This window comes from Vibrio galatheae, assembly GCF_000967545.1.
In the GTDB taxonomy this organism is placed as follows: domain Bacteria; phylum Pseudomonadota; class Gammaproteobacteria; order Enterobacterales; family Vibrionaceae; genus Vibrio; species Vibrio galatheae.
The window spans coordinates 205022-226731 of record NZ_JXXV01000028.1; the positions used below are offsets into that span (position 1 = coordinate 205022).

Here is a 21710-nt window from a genome sequence, read left to right on the forward strand (position 1 = left end):
CCATGTACGAAAGCAAGCTAGAGGCGCTGGTCGAGCGTTATTTCAATCACATTGAGCGTCGCATCACGGTGGCGGCAGGCTCAGTATTGATTGAACAAGATGGACACAATGAACGGCTCTATTATGTGTTATCTGGTGAGCTTGCAGGCTATTACTCAGAAGATGGCAATAAGCAAACTCAGGTGTTTGCTGCAGCGGAAGGCGCGTTTATTGGTGTGCACAGTTTCTTCTCGGGAACGTGGACGGCATCGTCTACGGTCATTGCGCAAACGGATGTTGAGCTTTCTTGGATAGAGCGCAACACGCCGGTCGTGGATGAAGACAACTACGGGCCGTTAACCACGCAGTTCATGCCCGTGATGGTCAATGAACTCTCACGTCGTCAACGCCGAGCAACACAAGAAGCATTAGCCAAAGAGAAAGCACTGCAAGAGCTGCACACCGCAGAGCAAATGACAACGCTTGGGCAACTTGCCGCTGGTATTGCCCATGAACTGAATAACGCGATTGGTGTGGTGAGTAGCAAATCTGAGCGTTTAGAGTCGGTTATTCTGCAACTATTAGAAGAGGTCCATCCTGAAGCGAGCCAGTTCTTTGATTTTGGTTTGCTGCAAGGACAAAAGGTTTCTTCAAGTGAAGCAAGAAAGCGCGGTCGCCATTTCGAAAAGTATTACGGTCTACCTAAAGATCTTGCGCGTGACTTAGCTCGTGCTGTGCCACAAGACTACCTAACAGAACATTGGTTAAGGCGGCCAGAAGAGGCCATTCGTTATTGGCAAATGGGGCGTGATTTGCATGACTTACGCATTGCCTCCAAGCATACCGTCGGCATAGTGAAGTCAGTCAAACAACTTGGCCGAACCGATATCGATAAAGAGCAGGGGCTTAAAGTTAACGATTCGATCAATCAGGCGTTGGCTTTGCTGCAAAGTGATTTACGGCGTGTCAGCGTGAGGTTTAGCCCGGCAGAGCTGCCGTTGATAGTGGGTTCGCAAACAGAGCTCGTGCAAATCTGGGCCAATATTTTGAAAAATGCCTGCGATGCGATGGCTGAAACTGACTCGCCAGCAATAGAGATACAAACGCGGTTAAGTAAGAACAAGATTTTGGTGACCATTGCCAATAATGGCCCTGAGATCGATGAGGTAACACGCAGAAAAATTTTCCAGCCTAATTTCACCACCAAGAAAGGCGGGCTGTCGTTTGGGTTGGGGTTAGGGTTGTCAATTGTAAAGCGTATCGTTGCGGGCTATAACGGCTCTATTGCAGTGAAAAGTGACAATCAAAAAACCATATTTAGGATTAAATTACCGATAGAGGGTGAACATGGATAAGCTTAATTTAATTTGCGTTGATGATCAGCGAGAGGTGTTAAGCGCGGTTTTGCAAGACTTACAGCCGTTAAGCCAATGGCTCAATATTGAAGATTGTGAGTCCGCATATGAAGTGCTTGATCTCATGGATGAACTGGACGCTGAAGGAGAAATGATCGCCTTGGTTATTTCAGACCATGTCATGCCAGGAAAAACGGGCGTTGAGCTGCTCACCGACATATCTAAAGACAGCCGTTTTTCACGCACACGCAAAGTGTTATTGACCGGGCAGGCAACCCACACTGATACCATTAACGCAATTAACTCGGCGGGTATTGACCGCTATTTTGAAAAGCCATGGCAGGCATCGCAATTAGTGGAATGTGTAAGAAATTTGGTCACTAAATATATTTTTGATATGGGCTTAGACTACAGCCAATACCACGAACACTTAGATCAAAGTGTCGTGTTTGATCACTTAAGATAGTGTGAGTGAAAAACACTCGGGCGCTGATCGATTTCTGATTCAGATTGTGCCCGAGAGTTACTGCATATACTTCAACGTTGTTTACGTTAGCATCACTTCTTGAGCATCTTTGCTAAGTCAGCAAATGGATTGTACGTCGCCCCTTGGTGTTCATCTTCACCAGGCTTTATTTCACTGCCATAGCGTTCATGTTCTAGGTATTTACTATGTTCATGATCGTGGCAGTAGAGACACAGCAGCTCCCAGTTACTGCCATCTTCGGGGTTATTTGTGTGGTCATGATCTTTGTGATGAACGGTGAGTTCACGTAGATTTGAATAGACAAATTCTCTTGCACAGCGTCCGCACACCCAAGGATAGAGCTTTAGTGCTTTCTCTCTATAACCTGCTTCTTTACGTGCGTAATTTGCACTGGTTCCGTAATGATCTGATGACATGTTTGTACCCTAAATAGTCTTCATGGTTAGATGCTAGCACGAGTATAAATTGAGAAAAATGACCAATGCTAACATTGCTGTTCGTGATCAAGGTTGAGCTAAGCATTGGATTTGTTCTAATGTCATAACCATGGTGACCACTGAATCTACGGATCACTCAAGATAAATGAACGCCAGTATTCGTAGCCAAGGTGAGTCAATTCGGTTTTCTTTTGATGGTGCACAACTGATCTCACCGACTATTATTCACTCTTTTCTTCAGAAGATTAAACAGGTGGATTACTCAAAACCCATTTTTTTCTGACAATTCCCACACTTTTCCCGACCAGTACAATAATGACTGCGCCTATCAGCACAGGAGTAATCAAAAATCCCCAGCTTTGCCCTGATAACATGATTAACAATGGGTTCGCGCCTGCTGGTGGGTGTGTAGTTTTAGTTAGTAGCATCAAACTGACAGATATTCCCGTGGCCAAAGCTAAGCATATAGGCGTTACACCGACAAATTTGACAAAGAACACTCCGACAAAAGCAGTGAGTAAATGCCCTAGAATCACATTCTTGGGCTGAGCCAACGGACTATCTGGAACACCAAATACAAGTACGGTGGTTGCTCCGAAGGGAGCCATCAAAAGAGCCAAATCGAAAAATGTATAATCAAAATACGACAATGCGCCTATGGCAATAGTCGCTCCCATTCCGGCAATAATGGACAAAATAATAGTATGCATACTTAGTTGCTCTCCATGTGAGTAGACAAACTTGTCTACATCTATAAAATAGACAGGTCTATCTACTTGTGTCAAGATAGATTTAAAGGAGAATGCAGATGAGTAAAAAACGTCAGATATTAATCGACACAGCGTTAGAGCTTTTTTATCGAAACGGGATAAACTCCATTGGTATCAACGAAATTTTGAAATCATCTGGGGTTGCGAAAAGAACCTTATATACGGATTTTGATAGTAAGGAAGCTTTGATATTGGCGGCTTTGCATCAACGGCATGAACGTTTTATCGATTGGCTAGAAAACAAGCTTTTAGACTCTCAATCGGATACCCAGGTCATTCAAAACTTATTCAATGCACTTGCGAGTTGGTTTGACAACCAAGAGCCTGAACTTGGCAATTTTAGAGGGTGCTTTTTTATCAATACGTCCGCTGAGTTTAGCGATACAGGCAGTGAAATTTCTCGTTTTTGTTACCAACATAAACAGCAGGTACGTAGCGTCATCCAAAGGCATCTGCATAATCAAGATCCTTTGTTATTGGAATCAATATGTTTGCTAAAAGAAGGGGCTATTACAACGGCTTATATGAGTGGAGACAGTCATACAGTGATAAAGCATTGCCATGAAGTATCAAGAGTGCTTCAAGAACGCTTAAGGCAACCAACTGTGAGTGAATGACTTCACATATCCGCTCTAATTAATGGGGTTTTCCGTCCTTTTAGTGAGACGTACCAAACTTGTCGATCACAAAGTTTAAAAAGGCCTTCACTCGTTCAGGCTGGTAATCTCCGCCGCGGTAGAGCGCATTCAACGGATACTTGAGAGGCTCAAAACCAACATCAAGCTTTTTTAACAGTCCCTTTTCGACATAAGGCGCGGCGATAATATCAGGTTGATAGCTAGCGCCGACTGCCGAGAGAGTCAATTGACGTATCATTCTTGGGCTGTTGCTTTTGAAAACGCTATGCACGGCAAGACCGTTACAACTATTGCTTTGGTCCAAAGAACCAGCCACTGGCCAACGAGCTGTGGGATGAGTATTACTATCGATAAGGCAAGGTAACTGAGATAACTCCGCATTCTGCTCGTACAGCCTAGCTAACTCTGGAGCAGCATAAACAGAACTTTGCAGTGACATTATCTTACGATATCTAAAGTTGGAGTCTTCTAGTTCACTGGCACGAAAAGCGATGTCTATGGCTTGCTCCACTAAATTGAGTTTTTGATTGCTAACGGTGATATCAATATGAATGTCTGGGTAGCGGGCATGAAATTCGGGAATAAGTGGGCTCAATAATTCTTCTGCAAACCCCTGCGAAGCCGTTATACGTAAGGGGCCAGAAACATCTTTATTATTGGAGTGGATCTGGTGATAAAGCCTGTCAATATGAGTCAATACCTGTTGGGCTTGAAGATAGTATTCTTGACCAGACGGATTGATCGAAAGCTTACGGGTCGTGCGATGAAACAGTTTGACGCCAAGCTGATCTTCTACCTGATTGACATACTTAGAAGTAAGAGATTTAGAAATACCAAGACGCTCAGCGGCAGCAGTAAATGATCCGGTTTCGATCACTGCGACAACTGTTCTCATTCCATCGATAGTATCCATCCATTATCACCATAGTGGAAATTATCATTCCATGATAGTGGGGTTTTTCTTGTTAGCAAGTTGTTCTTAAATATAGAACAGACAACGAGTTAGGAGAATACAATGCTGACCTTATACTGGCATCCCATCTCAGGGCATGCACACCGCGCGCACATGCTACTAAGTATGCTTGAACTTAAATTTGAGCTCATTACCGTCGATTTGCCGGGTGGGGAACATCAACAACCAGAATTTTTGTCACTTAACCCCTTTGGTCAAATTCCCGTATTGGTGGATGGTGATACGGTCATTTCTGATTCAAATGCTATCTTGGTTTATCTCGCCAGCGTTTATGATAGCGAGCGTAAATGGCTGCCCGAGTCACCTAAAGTACGTGCGAATATTGAACAGTTTCTTTCTCTAGCCGCTCATCGACTCGCAGGCTCAATAGCCAAACTGCGCGCAGCGAACTTGTTTAATCGACAGATCGATAGTGCTCCGCTTGCTCAAGAAGCCTATAAGCTGCTCCAACAACTGCAAAGTTACCAAGAGGGCCGCCAATGGTTGATCGGAACAACGCCGACTATTGCTGACTTAGCGCTTTACAGTTATATCAAGCTAGCACCTGAAGGCGGAATCAGTTTAACTGACTTTCCCAACATCGAAGCGTGGCTACAACGAGTAGAAGAGCTGCCGGGCTTTGTGCCGATGCAGCTTTCGAATGTCGGACTGAGGAAGGCATCACTAAATACTAAATAGTGACATTAGCAAGCACTACCGCGTCTATAGCGGTAGGCTGCCTTTTTTCGCTAAGTGGGTTGCTAAGCATTAGGTAAGCTTATAACGACCTCCATCTCGACTAAGTATTCCGGAGATGCTAAAGCTTGCACGCCAATACCTGTAACGCAGGGTTGCTCACCGTCAAAAGTGTCCAAGAAGGCTGGCATGAGTATTTCTAGTTTTTCTGGGTTCAGATCTACCACATACACTCGCGCCTGAACGATATCCTTGGGTGAGGCTCCCACCGCGATGACGGCTTGTTTTACATTATCGGATACGACTTTCATCTGCTCATACAGACCTCGTGGTACCTCATCACTATTTTTGGTTATTGCGACTTGTCCTGAGACATAAGCCATTCTTGTGGCCTCTACGATAGATATTTGTGAATAACCAATTGCCTCACTATTTGGCATTGTTGGCGGATTTAACCTTTCAATAGACATATTTGTCTCCTGATTTATATGAGTATGGAATTAGCGGGGAACGCTACTTTTTGGGGCTAATGCCTAGCATTTTGCTTACAATGAATTCTACAATTGCCACTATAATTCAATAATTGACGAATTAATTTCCCTTATGAACGGTAGAAAATTCCCGAATAATGCCCCGCAAGGAACGTCCTTGGACTTTACGGCGATTCGCGTGTTTGTCGCGATTGCGGAAACGGGCAGTTTTGTCGCAGCGGGAAAAAACGTAGGATTAACTCGCTCGGCAGTAGGAAAAGCACTCTCCCGATTGGAAGAGTATTTAGAAACTCGGCTTTTTCACCGAACGACTCGTAAAGTGGTGCTAACGCCTGAAGGTCAAGACTTCTATGAAGGAAGTTTGCAGATATTGAGATGCATAGAAGAAGCAGAGTCTAGGCTACGAGATAAGCCAACCAAATTGAAAGGCATACTCAAAATTACCGTGTCGGAAGGTTATGGTAAAACGGTGTTGCTGACATTTATCCACCAGTTTCAACAGAAGTTTCCTGACCTTTCTTTTGATATCAGTTTCACTGACCGCATCGTTGACTTAGTCGAAGAGGGGGTAGACGTGGCTATCCGAGTTGGAGAAGCGTATACCAGTACTCAATACGTTACTCGTGTTATCGATAAAGCCAGTGTGGGTCTATATGCCTCTCCCGATTATTTGCAAGAGAATGGTACTCCCGTTTCTATTGAGGAGTTAAATGAGCATCAGTTATTAATTTATGCTTCAGGAACAAACCCGAGCTACCTTCAACTAACACAAGAGAACAATAAGGTGGCGAAAATTCACGGGGCTTCATTTATCAAATTTGATAGTGGTGATGCGATTCGGGTGGCGAGTCGTGAAGGCATGGGGATCTGCCAGTTACCTGAATTTTTAGTAAGGAATGATGTCGATAAAGGGCGGCTTGTTCCTTTGAGTATCGAGCAACTGCACCGCGAGAATGTATCAATTCATGCCTTGTATCCGAATCGTCAGTTTCTGCCAAGCCGAGTACGTATATTTCTCGATGCGCTTATCGACTATCTCAATCCAAGCTGAATCCTCAACGCACAACGTTGAGGATTCATTTGTGGTTAACTTTCGTTGAAGGCAGCCGTTTGTTGTGGCGCTTCTTTACGACGATCGACTACCGCAAGGAGTGCGGTCATTGTTAACGCAGTGATGCCCGAGAGCGTCACTGGCGAGCCAAAAACACTCTGCACCAGTTTTGGCGTTTGGCTGAACAGATCAGGCACCAACATTACGCCTAAACCAAAACCAAATGACAGTGCGATGGTCATGATCTTCTGACGATTTAAGGTTTCGCTGGCAATTATTTTAATCCCTGCCGCGGCAACCGTACCAAACATCACTAAGGTTGCCCCGCCTAAAACAGGTTTAGGAATGGTCATTAGCAGCGCGCCTAGCATCGGGAACAAGCCCAACAGGAATAAAATACCCGCAATAAAGTAGCCGACGTGACGGCTGGCAATCCCAGTTAGGTGGATCACACCGTTGTTCTGGCTAAAAGTGGTATTAGGGAAAGTATTGAACGTCGCAGCGATTAATGAATTAACCCCGTCACCCAATACACCGGCTTTGAGTTTTTTCAAATAGCCTGGGCCCGATACTTCTTGTTTGGAAAACATACAGTTGGCGGTGATGTCACCTGTGGATTCAATCGCCGTGATCAAATAAATAAACCCAATTGGCACAAATACTTGCCAATCAAAGCTGAAACCATATTTGAACGGAACTGGGACGCTCACCAGTGGTTGACTCGATAAATCAATCGGGCCGACTTTGCCCATCAGTGCCGCGACAATCCACCCAACCACCAGACCAACTAAAATTGACGACAGACGCACCCAAGTATGGCGACTGAGATTCATAACAACAATGGTCGCCAATACCACACCACCTAGCATCAGGTTTTCTAGGCTAGCAAAGTCTGGTGCATTAAACCCACCTGCTAAATCGGTCACACCCGCCTTGATCAGGTAAATACCTATGGTGGTGATGACAATGCCTGTCACGATGGGAGTGATAACGACTTTAAGCTTATCGATTAATTGCGATAAGAAGATCTCAATAAATGCGCCGAGGAAACAGACTCCGAAAATGACCGCGAGAATCTCTTCCGCGCTCCCTCCACGCCCTTTGACAAGGAAGCCAGCCGCAAGGATCGAGCCTAAGAACGCAAAGCTGGTGCCTTGCACACAGATTAAACCCGCGCCAATCGGGCCAATGCGTTTTGCTTGAATGAATGTGCCGACTCCCGACACCATTAGTGCCATGCTGATCAGATATGGGACATGGGCACCTAGGCCAAGTGCGGAGCCGATAATTAGCGTGGGAGTGATTATGCCGACAAAGCTTGCGAGCACATGCTGAATCGCAGCCCAAGTGGCGGCTTTGGGGCTAGGTTTATCTTCTAGTGCGTAAATAAGGTCAGAATCCTTTGACATTGTGTTCTCCTTTGTATTTTTGTTTGTATACAATTAATCGATAGTAGAAAGAGCAAGCGACATGCCAAAGTTTTCAATCATTATAAATCAATGAGTTACTATTCATTTTTGAGGTGTTAGGTGATGAGATGCACCTAGAGTGTTCAGCTAAGAGCGTTGTTGGTGCACATCAGTGGCTGACACAACTTAGTTTGGGTGGATACGCCTACAAACCATATTTTATTCAATCACATAGCTAGTACGACCATTCGTGATCCAATTCTTTGTCTATACTCAAATCAACAAACTAATATTGATAATAATGTCATTTTTCTTGTTTATTGCTTGCCGAGGCTTTTATGCGAAAAACGGTATTTTTGAGCATTGTCGGACTCTTTTGTTTGGTCAGCTTTGCTGCTTTTGCCATAACCGCTCCAACAGGGGATCCGATTTTGTGGGTCTCTGGCAATATTACTCAAACCAACTCAGATCAAGGGGCGATATTTGATCGCGCGATGATTGACAAACTAGAACACGGCAGTATCACCACCAACAATCATGTGGTTGAGGATGTGGTGGAGTACACGGGTCCGAGGTTAGAGAGCTTGCTTGATTATGTCGGTGCGTTTGGTGACTCAATAAAAGTGATCGCTTGGGATGACTATATCATCACGATCTCGCGTGATGTCATCAGAAAATATGATGTGTTGCTGGCAACGGATGAGGCAGGGCAGCGGATGACCATTGACGGAAAAGGGCCGTTTTTCGTCGTGTTTCCATTTGCTGACCATGCTGAGCTAAGAAACGATCTCTATTACAGTCTGTCAGCCTGGCAAGTGAAGGAAATTATCGTTGAATAGGTTTCATCGCGGCTATCGCATTAATCTGCGCCATTCCGTTATCTTGACTGTCGGTGTGTTGTCGATTGCGCTGGTTCTGATGATCGGCTATGTGTTTTATTCTCTTTCGGAGATTCGCAATGCGACCCCACAGCCTTACGTGACGATCGTCAACAACAATCTCGCGGTGAAAATCAAACTCCTCTCGGTCAAAAATGAGCTGCTGAGTTACGCGAATCGTCCCACCGCGCAATCTTTGGCGCAGATGAAACTTAAAGTGAGAATATTTAAATCAAGCATACTGCAAGATATTGACTCTGAAAGAACACTGCAACTTCATTCTCAGTTTGGCAATGTCAGGCAACTGGCGAAAATCACCAGCCTTATCGAAAGTGTGCTGAGTCGTGTCATCGCCTTGGAGTTGGGAAGCCGCGCCCAGTTAGATTTGGCGCTCGCCGAACTCAATAATGTCTATAGGGAGGTGAATAGCTATATTTCGACTTTTGTTGCCAACGTGCAGACCAATCAGATGCAGTTTATTTTGTACAAAGACGATTTTTACAACCGCCAGTACATCTACCTTTTGTTGATTCTAGGCGGATCGATTGTGATGATATTTGTCATTTCTTGGATGTATCTCAATCAACGTCAGCTCAGCCGCGATCTTCAACAGCATACGGATAAATTGGAAGAGGCGAAGATCCTAGCGGAACAGAGTGCGACCGCCAAAGCGCGCTTTCTTGCCAACATGTCCCATGAAATGCGTACGCCACTTAACGCGATTATTGGTTTAAGTCATCAGGAGTACTTTTCTTCGGCGGATGAACAAACACGCCACTTCGTCTCTATGATCAATCGCTCGGGTCAGCACCTACTCAAGCTGATCAATAGCGTGCTCGATATCAGTAAAATAGAACATGGCAATATGAAGTTAGAACAAGACGCTTTTTACTGCAGTGAACTAATTGAATTATCAAAAACCTTGCTGGTTGACCTCGATAAAGAGGGGGTTGAGGTGTTTTTCTCTTCTCGGTTCAATACAGACTATCGGTTGATTGGTGATAAGACTCGTTTGCTGCAGATCATCAATAATCTCTGCTACAATGCAATTAAATTCACCGACAGTGGCTATGTCGATGCCCATTTCTCTGTTGAAGATTCCAGTCAACAATCACACCTAAAAATCAAAATTACCGATACTGGCATTGGTATGTCACAGGAACATTTGAATAAGGTGTTTGAAGAATTTACCCAAGCGGATGACTCAATTACCCGTAAATATGGCGGTACCGGACTTGGTTTGTCGATTTGCCAATCTCTGGTCAGTTTGATGCGCGGAACGCTTGAAGTGGAGAGTGAACTCAACAAAGGCACGCTGTTTACTGTGACGATCCCCGTTGAGATTGATGGCGCACGCGATATGGTTTGCCCGACAGGTTTATCTGGTCGAGTACGAGTTGTTACGGAAAACCGCCAAGCGCGCGAACTGATTGCTGGTGAACTCACTTCCTTAAATCTATTCAATCAACAGGGTGATATTAGCGTCTATTATCAAGGGGATGAAAAAGCACTCTCGCAAGAAGTGCAAGAGATGATAACGCCAGACAAGCGTTGGGTGGTGATCGGAGATTTGCAAACAGAGCTGCCCAATCTCCCTTTGCTAACTCGGCTCGCTAAGCCCTACGATATTTTTAGTCTACTCAAAGTGCTTAACCAGCAACTCAACCGCGAGGCCGGTGAAGGTGTATCCAGCCCACAGCAAGAGTTACCTCAGCTATCTGCCTTGATTGTCGAAGATATGCGAGTGAATCAGATTGTCGCGCAAAAAATGTTAGCGACACTAAATGTTGCAACCACTGCGGTAAACAATGGTCAAGAATGCTTAGATCTGCTCAAGCAGCGCCATTTTGACATTATTTTTATGGATATCCAGATGCCGATCATGGACGGTTTAGAAGCGTTAAAGTGCATTCGTCAGCAGGGTCTAGCTCAGGGCACTGCGATTGTTGCCTTAACCGCCAATGCCTATGATCAAGAGGTGACACAATACCTAGAGCTAGGTTTTAGCGATGTTGTACCCAAGCCTATGCAGAAAGAACTGGTTGAACATGTGGTGCAAAAACATATGGCATCGGCGAGTTAATACCACGCAGAATCAATAGCAAAACGCTCCCATTCGTGGGAGCGTTTTTTTGACTAGTGTTGCGAGTAAGTGCTCTAACTAGCGTACTTCTTTGTACCAAGCTGTCCCTTTTCATCGTAGGCTTTTTCGCCGTAGATAAAGGTTTCGCACACAGTGCGATCATCGCCCAAACTCATTAGAACAAACAGTTTTTCTTCTAGTGTCTTGGCTTGATTCATGCGAAAACGCATCAACTGAGTGGCATGCAGATCGAGCACCACAAAATCGGCCTCTTTCCCTACTTCTAAGTTACCAATCTTATCTTCAAGATGGAGCGAACGTGCACCGCCGAGCGTGGCTAAGAACAGTGATTTGAGTGGGTGCAGTTTTTCTTGTTGCAGTTGCATGATCTTATACGCTTCGCTCATGGTTTGCAGAATAGAAAAACTGGTGCCCGCGCCGACATCGGTACCCATGCCGACTCTGACGCCGTACTCTTCCATTTTCGGCAATTTAAACAGCCCCGAGCCTAAAAACAGATTAGACGTTGGGCAGAAAGCGATGGCCGATTCTGTGTCTGCTAAGCGCTGACATTCGCAGTCAGAGAGGTGAATGCCGTGGGCAAAAACCGAGCGTTTGTGTAGCAAGCCATAGTGATCGTACACATCTAAATAAGAGTCGCGCTCGGGAAATAAATCGAGTACCCATTCTATCTCTTTCTTATTTTCAGATAGGTGAGTATGCATGTAGACATCTGGGTATTCTTCGAGCAATTTACCCACAGTGGCTAACTGCTCTGGTGTGCTGGTGGGCGCAAATCTTGGTGTTACTGCGTAGAGCAAACGGCCACGATTGTGCCAGCGTTCAATTAACTCTTTTGACGCCTCATAACCTGACTCCGGCGTGTCGGTCAGATAATCTGGTGCATTCCGATCCATCAATACTTTACCAGCGATCATACGTAGATTGCGTCGCTCCGCTTCACCAAAGAATACATCGACAGACTCTTTATGTACTGTGCCGAAAACCAGCGCGGTCGTGGTGCCGTTGCTGGCTAACTCGTCTAAAAATAACTTGGCAACTTTGAGCGCGTAAACTGGATTTTTAAAACGACGCTCTTCAGGGAAGGTGTAATTTTCTAGCCAATCGAGTAGCTGTTCTCCGTATGAGGCGATCATCCCTGTTTGTGGGTAGTGGATGTGGGTATCAATGAATCCTGAGGTGATGAGTTTGTCTTCATACTCAGTGATGTTGAGATCGTTAGGCTGGCGTGCGAGCACTTGCTCTGTTTCGCCAATATCGATGATGTGGCCATCTTCAACGACTATCATACCGTCATCAAAGAACTGATAAGAGTTGTCCAGTCCGACGTCTTTCGGATCAGCGATGCTGTGCAAAATAGCTGCACGATAAGCGTTGCGTTGCGTTGTCATTTCTACTTCCTTTTAACACCCAAAACTAATCGTTTTTGGGTTAGGCGATTTTCTCTTCCAATGGTGAATCGCTCATCTGATGGCTGTTACTGTGTGTTACGGGGCGCTTTTCTTCAAGCGGGTTACCTTGATAGTGTGCGATCAGTTCACCCGCAACCGATACCGCAATTTCGGCCGGGTGCTTGCCTGTCACCATGCCGACGCCAATTGGGCAAATCATGCTATTGATCTGCGTGTCACTGTAACCACGTTGAGCTAAGCGCATGTCGAATTTTTTGCGTTTGGTTAGTGAGCCAATCATACCAAAGTAGGCGCTATCGCCACGGTCAATGATGGCTTTAGCCAAGTCGAAATCGAGCTGGTGGTTGTGTGTCATAACCAAATAATAGCTGTTTGGTGATATATCACGAACTTCGGCGATAGGATCATCGCTAACCACCTTAGTGACTCCATGGGGTAACTCGTCAGGGAACACTTCATCACGTTCATCAATCCAGGTGATGCGAAATGGAAGCGTAGAGACGATATGAATAAGGGCTTTGGCGACATGTCCGGCACCGAACACAACCAGATGCTTTTGCGCCGTGCCAATAGGCTCAAAGCTCAGGGTCGCCATTCCGCCACAACATTGACCTAAACGCGCACCTAAGTTAAAGCGTTCGACTTTAAGTGAGCGCTCACCTGCGATTAACATTTCGCGTGCCATCTTGGTTGCAACGTGTTCAAGGTGACCACCACCAATAGTGGCGATCAGCCTGTCGCGGGTGACGAGCATTTTGGTGCCCGCGTCCCTTGGCACTGAGCCGCGGTCTTCTAATACGGTCACCATTACGCACGGTTCACTGTTTTTTTCTAGTTGTGCCAGTTCATGAATCCAATTGTCCTTAAACATACTTCTCTCCTTGAACAATATATTGCTTTAAGCCTGCTCTGCCTGCTGCTGCGTTGTTTGCTGTGGCTGAGTCACTTTGTGAATCGCCATCAATACGCGCTCTGGTGTTGCAGGCGTGTCGAGTTTAGGGATCGCACCTTCGACTGCGACAGAGGCAATGGCATCTTTCAATGCGCTCCAAACTGACATACCCAGCATAAACGGCGGCTCTCCAACGGCTTTTGAGTTAAACACGGTATCTTCTGGGTTGGCTCTGTTTTCCAGTAGATGGGTGTGGAACTCGATTGGCATGTCTGCAATGGCCGGAATTTTGTAACTCGCCGGGCCGTTGGTCATCAAACGTCCTTGCTCGTTCCAAACTAGCTCTTCAGTTGTTAACCAGCCAACCCCTTGCAGGAAGCCACCTTCAATCTGGCCGATATCAATCGCCGGGTTAAGCGATGCCCCGACATCATGAAGGATGTCAGCACGCAAGATTTTGTATTCACCAGTTAAGGTATCAACGATAACTTCTGAACACGATGCACCATAGGCGTAGTAGTAGAATGGGCGGCCGCGTGCCTTTTCATGATCGTAGTAGATTTTCGGCGTGCGGTAGAAACCTGTGCTTGATAGCGAAACTTGGTTGAAGTAGGCCAATTGAACAAAGGATTCAAAGGTCATGATTTCATCACGGATCATAATCATGCCGTTTTTGAACACCACTTCTTCAGCCGAAACTTTAAAGTGGCTCGAGGCGAAATCAATCAGTCTTTGTTTGATCGTTAGAGCGGCGTTTTGGGCTGCTTTACCGTTGAGGTCGGTGCCCGATGAGGCCGCTGTTGGCGATGTGTTCGGTACTTTGTCGGTATTGGTAGCGGTGATCTGGATACGTTCAACATCAACTTGGAACTCCTGTGCAACAATTTGTGCCACTTTGATATTCAAGCCTTGCCCCATCTCAGTACCACCGTGATTCAAATGAATACTGCCATCGGTGTAGATGTGAATAAGAGCACCTGCTTGGTTTAGGAAAGTCGCAGTGAATGAAATACCAAATTTCACGGGCGTAATCGCTAAGCCTTTTTTTAGGATTGGGCTTTGCTTGTTGAACTCAGCAATCGCTTTACGACGAGCGTAGTAGTCGCTGCTTTGTTCAAGTTGCTCGGTGATCTCTGGTAAGAAGTTGTCTTCAACCGTTTGATAGTAGTGAGTGACGTTACGCCCTTCACCACCGTAGTAATTCGCTTTACGTACTTCGAGAGGATCTTTGCCTAGATAGCGGGCAATTTCATCCATGATATGTTCTATCGTCATCATACCTTGTGGGCCACCAAAACCTCGGTAGGCGGTATTAGACGCAGTATTGGTTTTGCAACGATGACCTGTCACTGTTGCATCGCCTAAGTAGTAAGCGTTGTCTGAGTGGAACATGGCACGGTCAACAATAGAACTGGAAAGATCGGGTGAGTAACCACAGTTGCCCGCCACAATGATTTCTGAACCTTGAATGACTCCGTTGTCATCAAAACCAATTTTGTATTGGTTGTAGAATGGGTGACGTTTGCCTGTCATTGTCATGTCTTCGGCACGTGGTAGGCGCATCTTAGTCGGACGTTTGGTTAGGTGAGCAATCACTGCTGCCATACAGGCAGGGGCGGCCGCTTGCGTCTCTTTACCACCAAAACCACCACCCATGCGGCGCATATCGATCACGACTTTGTGCATCGACACCCCCAGCACTTCCGAAACCAGCTTTTGCACTTCGGTTGGGTTTTGCGTTGAGGTATAGACAATCATGCCGCCATCTTCAGTTGGCATCACACTACTGACTTGCGTTTCAAGATAGAAGTGCTCTTGACCGCCAATCTCTAAGTCGCCTTCGATGACGTGTTTGGCATTGGCTAGCGCTGCTGCTGAGTCACCGCGCTTTTGTTGATGGCTCTCGGTGACAAATAGCTCTTTTGCGAGCGCTTCTTTAACATCAAGCACTGGCGGCAGCGGTTCGTATTCAACAATCGCTGCTTGCGCCGCTTTACGGGCGGTTTCTAAATCGTTGGCTGCCACGGCCAATACGGGTTGACCATAGTACTGCACCAAGCCGTCTGCAAGTAGCGGATCACCAGGTAAAATCGCGCCGATATCGAGTTGCCCCGGTACGTCTTCATGGGTAATTGCGATCGCCACGCCTTCGAATTCGTAACATGGAGAGACATCCAGCTTAGTGATTTTTGCATGCGCGTGAGTACTTAAACGGGCATAGACATGAAGCTGATTGGGAAACTCTAAGCGGTCGTCAATATAGACGGCTTCGCCAGTTACCTGTTTTGGGGCGCTGTCGTGTTTTACGCTTTTACCAACGCCAGTTTTTAAGTCCTGCTTTACGATGGCGACCATCTCGTCATGAGTCATGGTCTGATGATGTGCGTTAGACATAAGACGTTACCCTTGTTTCAATCTGGTTGTTGTGATGATTATGCTCGATGAAGAAGCGACGTAGCATGTTTGCAGCCGCCATAGAGCGGTACTCTTTACTGGCGCGGAAATCAGACAGTGGCTCAAAGTCTTTAGCAATTTCTTGCATCGCTGTATCGATGGTTTGCTGCGTCCAAGCTTGACCAATCAAACAGGCTTCGCAGTTCGAGGCTCTTTTTGGCGTTGCGGCCATACCGCCAAACGCAATGCGTGCGTTGACGACTTTGTCATCTTCAATCTGAATATTGAATGCGCCACACACAGCCGAGATATCATCATCCAAACGCTTAGAAAGTTTGTAAGCGCGGAAGGTTTCATTGCTTTTAGGTTTAGGGATGATCACTTGCTCGATAAATTCACTTTCTTGCTGGGCTGTGACTTTGTAGCTAATAAAGTAATCTTCAATAGCCAGAATTCGTGTTTGCTTACCGCGGCGCAATTTAACTTGAGCATTAAGTGCAATCAGTAGTGGCGGTGCATCTCCGATAGGGGAAGCATTACCGATATTACCGCCTAATGTGCCTTGGTTACGTACTTGTAGTGAAGCAAAGCGGTGCAGCAGCTCACCGAAATCCGCATAGTGGCTGGTTAACAGTTGGTATGCGTCACTAATCGCAACGTTGGCACCAATGTGTAGTGCGTCTTCACTCTCTTGGCAAACCTTCATGTCTTCAACAAGATTGACGTTGATTAGGGTTTCAATTTCACGGTGGAACTGAGTTACTTCTAGCGCTAAGTCTGTACCGCCCGCGACCAATTTTGCCTTAGGATTTGCAGTGTAAATTTCTGCTAACTCATCGACGCTACGTGGAAGATACGCAGTTAAGTTTCCATGACTCAAGCTAGCGGGTTGCTCTTGCAAGGTTTGTAGTCTCGCGACCGTTTTCTTCTCAAGCTCAACAAACTGATCCATCAGTGGCTCGTTTGATACCAGAGACAGTGCGGCATCGACGATTGGGCGGTAACCCGTACAGCGACACAGGTTGCCCGCCAAAGATTCCATTACATCGTGCTTATTCGCCGCTGGTTTGTTTTTACTTAGGGCGAACATCGACATAATAAAACCCGGTGTACAGTAACCACATTGAGAGCCGTGGAAATCAACCATGGCTTGCTGGGTTGGGTGCAGTTTGTCTTTATTCTGTAAGTCTTCAACGGTGATAAGTTGTTTGCCGTGAAGGCTAGAGACGAACGTCAAACAAGAGTTAACTGAGCGGTATTGAAGTTTTCCATCCACGACTTCTCCGAGTACCACAGTACAAGCTCCACAGTCACCTGATCCACAACCTTCCTTGGTGCCCGTTTTTTGTACATGTGTTCTCAGGTATTGCAGCACTGTCATATTTGGCGACAGCTCACTTTCTTGTTTGAGTTCTTGATTGAGTAGGAAAGTAATCAAGAGACCTCCTTGTGCATTGACACTAATGTTCTGATGTTTATTTTCTGACCTTGTGGTCAATAATTGGATAAATTGACTATAAGGTCAACTTTAATTTTACAAAAATGCAACACCATTAAGCGGGTTTATGGCTGTTTTTACTTCAGGTTATTTTGCTAAGTTACTGTTTTACATTGGCTTGTTATTGATCTTGAAGTTGAAAATCTTAATGTAAAGAATTTTAATGTTGTATTTTTTATTGTATACAATTAATTATGGTAGGGATGATCCGAGAGCGCAAGGCGTCGGGCAGTAGACTGGTTTGAGATAGATTCGGTTATCGAAGTGTATACGGTGAGTGTTGGCGGCAGCAGAGTGCCAATTTGGGCTTTTTTGTTGAGTGCTGCGGCTTCATAGCAATGACGAAGCCGCAGCCCAGAGTACGATTAACGTCCTTTAATTAAATCAGAGAAGACAACGTGCAGGTCGTTGGAAGCGGCAGCGCTGTCTAAGTTGAGTTTGGAACGGATGTGATTGATGTGCTCGCTCATCAAATCTAGCGCTTGTTCACTATCACCAGATTCGATGGCATCAAGTAAATTGGAATGTTCATCTAATGAGCAGTTGGCATGGTTACCTGTTTCATACTGAGCGATCAGCAGGGACGTTTGCGAGACTAAGCTGCGCTGAAACGCCAGCAGTGGGGTATTGTTGGCCATTTCCGCGAGTTTAATATGGAATTCACCCGACAAGCGCAGACCTTTACCATAATCACCGTTGTCGAATGCTTCATTTTCTTTTTCAACTAAGCGTCGGCACTCTTCAATTTTTGCTGGGGTGGCGTGTTCGACGGCCAACTCGGTGATAGCTAGTTCCATAACTTCGCGTGCTTTAATGATCTGCTTTGCTTCATCTTTAGTTGGTGCAGAAACCATGGCACCACGGTTCGGGCGTATACTGACCACTTGTTCCATCGACAGTCGGAGCAGAGCACGGCGAATGATGGTGCGACTGACACTGAAGATTTCTGCTAAGGCTTCTTCGTTGAGTTTGGTTGCTGGTGGCAGACGTTGCTCTAGAATGGCATCGAAAATATGACAGTAAACGACGTCGTCTTGGGTCTGACCTGCGACTTTCGTTTTAACATTTTTTGCTACTGAATTTTTTAGGTTTGCCATAGGCGGCGTTCACTCTTAAACCGTTATTTCCTTTATAAAACAATCATACTTCACTTTGTATACATGTGGCTAGAGAAGGGCTGTTTTTGCGACTTTTGACGCATACTAATCCCTTGGCGGAGCAAACAAGATCTTGACTCGCTGCGTAAAGGTCAGATTTGGGCTTTTCACCTCATGAAACATATCCCGCCATTCAGCGAAAGTGACGGTGAGCGGATTGAAACTGTTGACCGGCTTTGTCACCCCATAGCGGACGGTTTCCACTTCAGGTTCAAACGTACCGAACAGTTTGTCCCATATGATCAAAACACCCGCGTAGTTTTTATCGATGTACTGTGGATTACGCCCATGATGGACTCGATGATGCGAAGGTGTGTTGAAAATTTGCTCGAAAACACCGAGTGAACCAACCCATTGAGTGTGGACAAAGAATTGCAGTCCTAAGTTAAGCAGTACGGCAAAGATGACCCATTTAGGTTCAAAACCTATGATGACCAAGGGCACCCAGAACAGCCACATCCCAGCAATTGGATACATCAAGCTTTGACGAAAAGCGGTGCTAAAGTTCATGCTTTCCGAGCTATGATGGGCAACATGAGCGGCCCACATCCAACGAACACGATGGCTCGCTCGATGAAACCAGTAATAGCAAAAGTCCTGTAAAATCAGCAGGGAAATGAACGAAACTAACCCTATTTCTATTTCTAACAAGCGCCAGCCAAATAACCATAGGTAGAGCTTAACGATCAGCAAGCCCGTGATAAGGTCAGCCAGTTGGTGCATAGCCGCTAAAGAGAAATTACACACCACTTCAGGTAACTTATACGCCGCATTTTCCGGTAATTGACCGCGCTTTTGGGCGATAAAATACTCTGCTAGCATAAGGCCGATGAATAAGGGGGCAAGCAGCATGAGCAGCCATTCAGGATGGTCAATTATCGTTAGCAAGTCCATGAGTAACACTTTCTCCTTTTACCACTTAGCGTAGTGATCTTCAGTTAAGCCAATGACTTGAACAATGGGATGCTTGTGTCCAAAACCATCGGTAACAAATCCATCGAAATAGCCTATAAACTGACGAAAGTTGCTCTTTAAAAGCAACAAGTTGATTTTTTCATTGCGCTGATTAATGGGTTGGAATGTGAGTTCGACCCGCCCATCTTCAGAATAAATACGCCACGGCTGAGTGATGTTGTCGCGTTCAAATAGAAAATGCACAGGGCTGAGTAAGTGCCTTGTGCCATTCACCCACAATGCGTTTTCACAACTTCCTGTCTCGTTGACGCCTGCGGCTAGATTGAGGCCAAGCGATGTGTTTTTATTACGAGAACTTAAGCTCGCCCAGCGCCAACTGGTTTCTCGCCGCATGTATCCTGCGGAAAAGTCGTAACTGGCTAAGGCTTGATCCAAATCTATGGCTTGCCCTTCGACAGTAAGTGAGCCTGCTACGGTGAGGGCATTGTGTTTTTGGGTGTAGGTCCAACCATTGTAGCCAGTTGGCGTACATAGCGACAAAGGTAAGCTGCCCTGTGGTGATTGCAGCACCACATCTAGGTTGAGATGCTTGCTGTGTGCTTGGGCACGCCATTGGCCTTGCTCTATTTCGATGCGCAACTTAGCCGCGGCAATGTGACTGACACCGGAGAACGGAGAGCTGCTCATTTGCTTATCCAGTGCCAATGGTCTTAGCCAGTTCTGCTCATACAAATGGTCGCGCTCAATGTCGTAGAGGTAGCAAAACGAAGAGCCAAGATAACGGATATCGGCAATCGCAAAACCTATGACATATCGGGGCGTAATAATGCTGACAAACTGAAACTGTTTATAGGCAAAGTAGCGAGCGATCCTGCTTGCACGCTTGTCCATGGTTGTTCGGTAGTCAAACCATTGTGCGTTTATTTGCTGAGGAATGCCGTCAAAATGACCAAAGGTAACCTTACCCTCGTTCGTCACTAAACTTTCTGGTGCCATCCTAGTTGAAATCATTTGTCTGTTTACAAGTTGTTAACACGAATATTAGTTTGCGCGACGAGAGTGATTTTTGTCAGGTCATTTTAGGACACAAAGCGAATGTAAATCACAATATCTGGTGTTAATACATCATATGCTAACAGACTCCCTCTGAAATGAGCGAATCATGGAAATTGTCGCCCAATACCTACCTACCGATCATCGCCACCAATTAGGCGTGATGGACGTCACCTTGCTGTTAAATACGCTCGACGATATGGCTGTTAACTTAGACTCTGTGTTGGACGTTGCCGGTTTGGGAAGTTTGAGTGGATGCAGCAAACCAAATTACATGACCTATGCTGATAAGCTGAGGTTGTTTCGCTCCGTTGCGCACCAGTTCTCTGATACAGGGATTGGTTTGCGAATAGGGAGTAAAGCGCAACTCAGCCACTTTGGGGTCTTGGGCTACGTGATTTTAAGTAGTCGTACGGTGGAAGAGGCGATCAAAACGGGGTTTAAGTACTTGAATCTCAATGGCCCGGTGTTTTCGGTGCAAGTTGTCAAACAGCAGGGGATGGTTTCGATTGTGCTTGAAAATACTTTAGACATTGGTGAGTTATTGCCATTTTGCAGCGAGTATTTTCTTAGTGCTGTCGCTGCGCTATTTAAGCAAATCACCGGGCAGATGTTAGCTGTCAGATCATTGAGTCTGACTTACCTTGAGCCTACTTACAGGCAAGAATATCGCTCATGTTTTGGCTGTGAGCCAGAGTTTGAAGCAGCGCAACTGAAACTGAGCTTTGATGCCAAGCTGCTTGATTTGACGCTGCGAACTCACAACGCTGACACACTGGCTCGCTGCTTAGCCTCTTGTGATGCGGTGATGTCGGTAATGCAATCGCCTTACCTGCTCACCAATCAAATTAAAACTGCCTTGTATCAGAGTGCCGGTTCGTTTCCTTCACTCGATGAGATGGCGGTGCAATTTGGCTGTTCAGCTCGCACACTCCGCAGGCAGCTTACCCAGCAAAGGACAAGCTACAAGCAACTGCTTGCCGAGGCGCGTAGTGATATTGCCAAAGAATTCTTGATGCAGACACAACTGACGGTAGAGGAGATCGCTTTTCGTTTGGGGTACAGCGATTCAGCTAGCTTTCGCCGTGGTTTCAAACGCTGGACGCGAATGACCCCGCAGCAATTTCGTGGCGCAAGTTAAA

General features: G+C 45.9%; 20 protein-coding genes. 8 read left to right on the plus strand and 12 right to left on the minus strand.

Features of this window, described 5'->3' with window-relative positions; translation table 11 throughout:
• Positions 1–2: 2 nt before the first annotated feature.
• Both TW81_RS16420 and TW81_RS16425 read left to right on the plus strand, forming a co-directional pair.
• Entirely contained in the window at positions 3–1334 is a 1332-nt protein-coding gene (locus TW81_RS16420) for an ATP-binding protein (protein ID WP_045956816.1), read from the plus strand.
• Entirely contained in the window at positions 1327–1800 is a 474-nt protein-coding gene (locus tag TW81_RS16425) for a response regulator (protein ID WP_045956817.1), read from the plus strand. Before TW81_RS16420 ends, TW81_RS16425 begins: the two co-directional genes overlap by 8 nt.
• Before the next feature lie 92 nt (positions 1801–1892).
• On the opposite strand, the gene TW81_RS16430 is transcribed toward TW81_RS16425, so the two are convergent.
• Together TW81_RS16430 and TW81_RS16435 are read right to left on the minus strand one after the other, a co-directional pair.
• A complete protein-coding gene (locus TW81_RS16430) occupies positions 1893–2237 on the minus strand; it encodes a YajD family HNH nuclease (RefSeq protein WP_045956818.1) in 345 nt (114 codons plus the stop codon).
• 266 nt (positions 2238–2503) lie between these two features.
• The gene (locus TW81_RS16435) at positions 2504–2968 is read right to left on the minus strand and encodes an HPP family protein (protein ID WP_045956819.1); all 465 of its coding nucleotides are present in this window, start codon (positions 2966–2968) and stop codon (positions 2504–2506) included.
• A gap of 98 nt (positions 2969–3066) precedes the next feature.
• Between TW81_RS16435 and TW81_RS16440 the strand changes: the two genes are divergently transcribed.
• Positions 3067–3645, plus strand: coding sequence for a TetR/AcrR family transcriptional regulator (locus tag TW81_RS16440; protein ID WP_045956820.1), 579 nt, complete (start codon positions 3067–3069; stop codon positions 3643–3645).
• A gap of 40 nt (positions 3646–3685) precedes the next feature.
• Here the strand turns inward: TW81_RS16440 and TW81_RS16445 are convergent, their stop codons facing one another.
• Complete coding sequence (locus tag TW81_RS16445) at positions 3686–4579, minus strand: LysR family transcriptional regulator (protein ID WP_239424388.1); 894 nt, start codon at positions 4577–4579, stop codon at positions 3686–3688.
• A gap of 102 nt (positions 4580–4681) precedes the next feature.
• On the opposite strand from TW81_RS16445, the gene TW81_RS16450 reads away from it, so the two are divergent.
• Positions 4682–5317, plus strand: coding sequence for a glutathione S-transferase family protein (locus tag TW81_RS16450; protein WP_045956821.1), 636 nt, complete (start codon positions 4682–4684; stop codon positions 5315–5317).
• 62 nt (positions 5318–5379) lie between these two features.
• On the opposite strand, the gene TW81_RS16455 is transcribed toward TW81_RS16450, so the two are convergent.
• Positions 5380–5784, minus strand: coding sequence for a RidA family protein (locus tag TW81_RS16455; protein ID WP_045956822.1), 405 nt, complete (start codon positions 5782–5784; stop codon positions 5380–5382).
• Between the two features lie 133 nt (positions 5785–5917).
• Between TW81_RS16455 and TW81_RS16460 the strand changes: the two genes are divergently transcribed.
• Positions 5918–6856 (plus strand): LysR family transcriptional regulator, encoded by a 939-nt coding sequence (locus tag TW81_RS16460; protein ID WP_045956823.1) that lies wholly within the window; start codon positions 5918–5920, stop codon positions 6854–6856.
• Between the two features lie 35 nt (positions 6857–6891).
• On the opposite strand, the gene TW81_RS16465 is transcribed toward TW81_RS16460, so the two are convergent.
• Positions 6892–8265, minus strand: a complete 1374-nt coding sequence (locus tag TW81_RS16465) for a uracil-xanthine permease family protein (RefSeq protein ID WP_045956824.1) — start codon at positions 8263–8265, stop codon at positions 6892–6894.
• 338 nt (positions 8266–8603) lie between these two features.
• On the opposite strand from TW81_RS16465, the gene TW81_RS16470 reads away from it, so the two are divergent.
• On the plus strand, positions 8604–9104 hold the full coding sequence (locus tag TW81_RS16470) for a putative pterin-binding protein (RefSeq protein ID WP_045956825.1): 501 nt from the start codon (positions 8604–8606) through the stop codon (positions 9102–9104).
• Positions 9097–11226, plus strand: a complete 2130-nt coding sequence (locus TW81_RS16475) for an ATP-binding protein (protein ID WP_239424390.1) — start codon at positions 9097–9099, stop codon at positions 11224–11226. The genes TW81_RS16470 and TW81_RS16475 overlap by 8 nt, the downstream gene beginning before the upstream one ends.
• Before the next feature lie 74 nt (positions 11227–11300).
• Here TW81_RS16475 and guaD read toward each other — a convergent pair whose 3' ends face one another.
• The 7 genes from guaD to TW81_RS16510 form a co-directional block, all read right to left on the minus strand.
• On the minus strand, positions 11301–12638 hold the full coding sequence (gene guaD / locus TW81_RS16480) for a guanine deaminase (RefSeq protein ID WP_045956826.1): 1338 nt from the start codon (positions 12636–12638) through the stop codon (positions 11301–11303).
• 40 nt (positions 12639–12678) lie between these two features.
• Positions 12679–13530: a xanthine dehydrogenase accessory protein XdhC gene (gene xdhC, locus TW81_RS16485; protein WP_045956827.1), complete on the minus strand. Its 852-nt coding sequence runs from the start codon at positions 13528–13530 to the stop codon at positions 12679–12681.
• A 27-nt stretch (positions 13531–13557) separates the two neighbouring features.
• Positions 13558–15945, minus strand: a complete 2388-nt coding sequence (gene xdhB, locus TW81_RS16490; RefSeq protein ID WP_045956828.1) for a xanthine dehydrogenase molybdopterin binding subunit — start codon at positions 15943–15945, stop codon at positions 13558–13560.
• The gene (gene xdhA / locus TW81_RS16495) at positions 15938–17383 is read right to left on the minus strand and encodes a xanthine dehydrogenase small subunit (protein WP_045956829.1); all 1446 of its coding nucleotides are present in this window, start codon (positions 17381–17383) and stop codon (positions 15938–15940) included. Before xdhA ends, xdhB begins: the two co-directional genes overlap by 8 nt.
• Positions 17384–17808: 425 nt before the next feature.
• Positions 17809–18540: a GntR family transcriptional regulator gene (locus TW81_RS16500; protein ID WP_045956830.1), complete on the minus strand. Its 732-nt coding sequence runs from the start codon at positions 18538–18540 to the stop codon at positions 17809–17811.
• Positions 18541–18645: 105 nt separating this feature from the next.
• A complete protein-coding gene (locus TW81_RS16505) occupies positions 18646–19494 on the minus strand; it encodes a sterol desaturase family protein (protein ID WP_045956831.1) in 849 nt (282 codons plus the stop codon).
• Between the two features lie 18 nt (positions 19495–19512).
• Entirely contained in the window at positions 19513–20526 is a 1014-nt protein-coding gene (locus tag TW81_RS16510) for a DUF2804 domain-containing protein (protein ID WP_045956832.1), read from the minus strand.
• A gap of 151 nt (positions 20527–20677) precedes the next feature.
• On the opposite strand from TW81_RS16510, the gene TW81_RS16515 reads away from it, so the two are divergent.
• A complete protein-coding gene (locus TW81_RS16515) occupies positions 20678–21709 on the plus strand; it encodes an AraC family transcriptional regulator (RefSeq protein WP_045956833.1) in 1032 nt (343 codons plus the stop codon).
• Position 21710: the final 1 nt, after the last annotated feature.

Bases quoted from the DNA above. Each gene is read 5' to 3' on its own strand.
- TW81_RS16420 (WP_045956816.1), top strand. From the start codon at position 3: ATGTACGAAAGCAAGCTAGAGGCGCTGGTCGAGCGTTATTTCAATCAC.
- TW81_RS16425 (WP_045956817.1), top strand. From the start codon at position 1,327: ATGGATAAGCTTAATTTAATTTGCGTTGATGATCAGCGAGAGGTGTTA.
- TW81_RS16430 (WP_045956818.1), bottom strand. From the start codon at position 2,237: ATGTCATCAGATCATTACGGAACCAGTGCAAATTACGCACGTAAAGAA.
- TW81_RS16435 (WP_045956819.1), bottom strand. From the start codon at position 2,968: ATGCATACTATTATTTTGTCCATTATTGCCGGAATGGGAGCGACTATT.
- TW81_RS16440 (WP_045956820.1), top strand. From the start codon at position 3,067: ATGAGTAAAAAACGTCAGATATTAATCGACACAGCGTTAGAGCTTTTT.
- TW81_RS16445 (WP_239424388.1), bottom strand. From the start codon at position 4,579: ATGGATACTATCGATGGAATGAGAACAGTTGTCGCAGTGATCGAAACC.
- TW81_RS16450 (WP_045956821.1), top strand. From the start codon at position 4,682: ATGCTGACCTTATACTGGCATCCCATCTCAGGGCATGCACACCGCGCG.
- TW81_RS16455 (WP_045956822.1), bottom strand. From the start codon at position 5,784: ATGTCTATTGAAAGGTTAAATCCGCCAACAATGCCAAATAGTGAGGCA.
- TW81_RS16460 (WP_045956823.1), top strand. From the start codon at position 5,918: ATGAACGGTAGAAAATTCCCGAATAATGCCCCGCAAGGAACGTCCTTG.
- TW81_RS16465 (WP_045956824.1), bottom strand. From the start codon at position 8,265: ATGTCAAAGGATTCTGACCTTATTTACGCACTAGAAGATAAACCTAGC.
- TW81_RS16470 (WP_045956825.1), top strand. From the start codon at position 8,604: ATGCGAAAAACGGTATTTTTGAGCATTGTCGGACTCTTTTGTTTGGTC.
- guaD (WP_045956826.1), bottom strand. From the start codon at position 12,638: ATGACAACGCAACGCAACGCTTATCGTGCAGCTATTTTGCACAGCATC.
- xdhC (WP_045956827.1), bottom strand. From the start codon at position 13,530: ATGTTTAAGGACAATTGGATTCATGAACTGGCACAACTAGAAAAAAAC.
- xdhB (WP_045956828.1), bottom strand. From the start codon at position 15,945: ATGTCTAACGCACATCATCAGACCATGACTCATGACGAGATGGTCGCC.
- TW81_RS16500 (WP_045956830.1), bottom strand. From the start codon at position 18,540: ATGGCAAACCTAAAAAATTCAGTAGCAAAAAATGTTAAAACGAAAGTC.
- TW81_RS16505 (WP_045956831.1), bottom strand. From the start codon at position 19,494: ATGGACTTGCTAACGATAATTGACCATCCTGAATGGCTGCTCATGCTG.
- TW81_RS16510 (WP_045956832.1), bottom strand. From the start codon at position 20,526: ATGATTTCAACTAGGATGGCACCAGAAAGTTTAGTGACGAACGAGGGT.
- TW81_RS16515 (WP_045956833.1), top strand. From the start codon at position 20,678: ATGGAAATTGTCGCCCAATACCTACCTACCGATCATCGCCACCAATTA.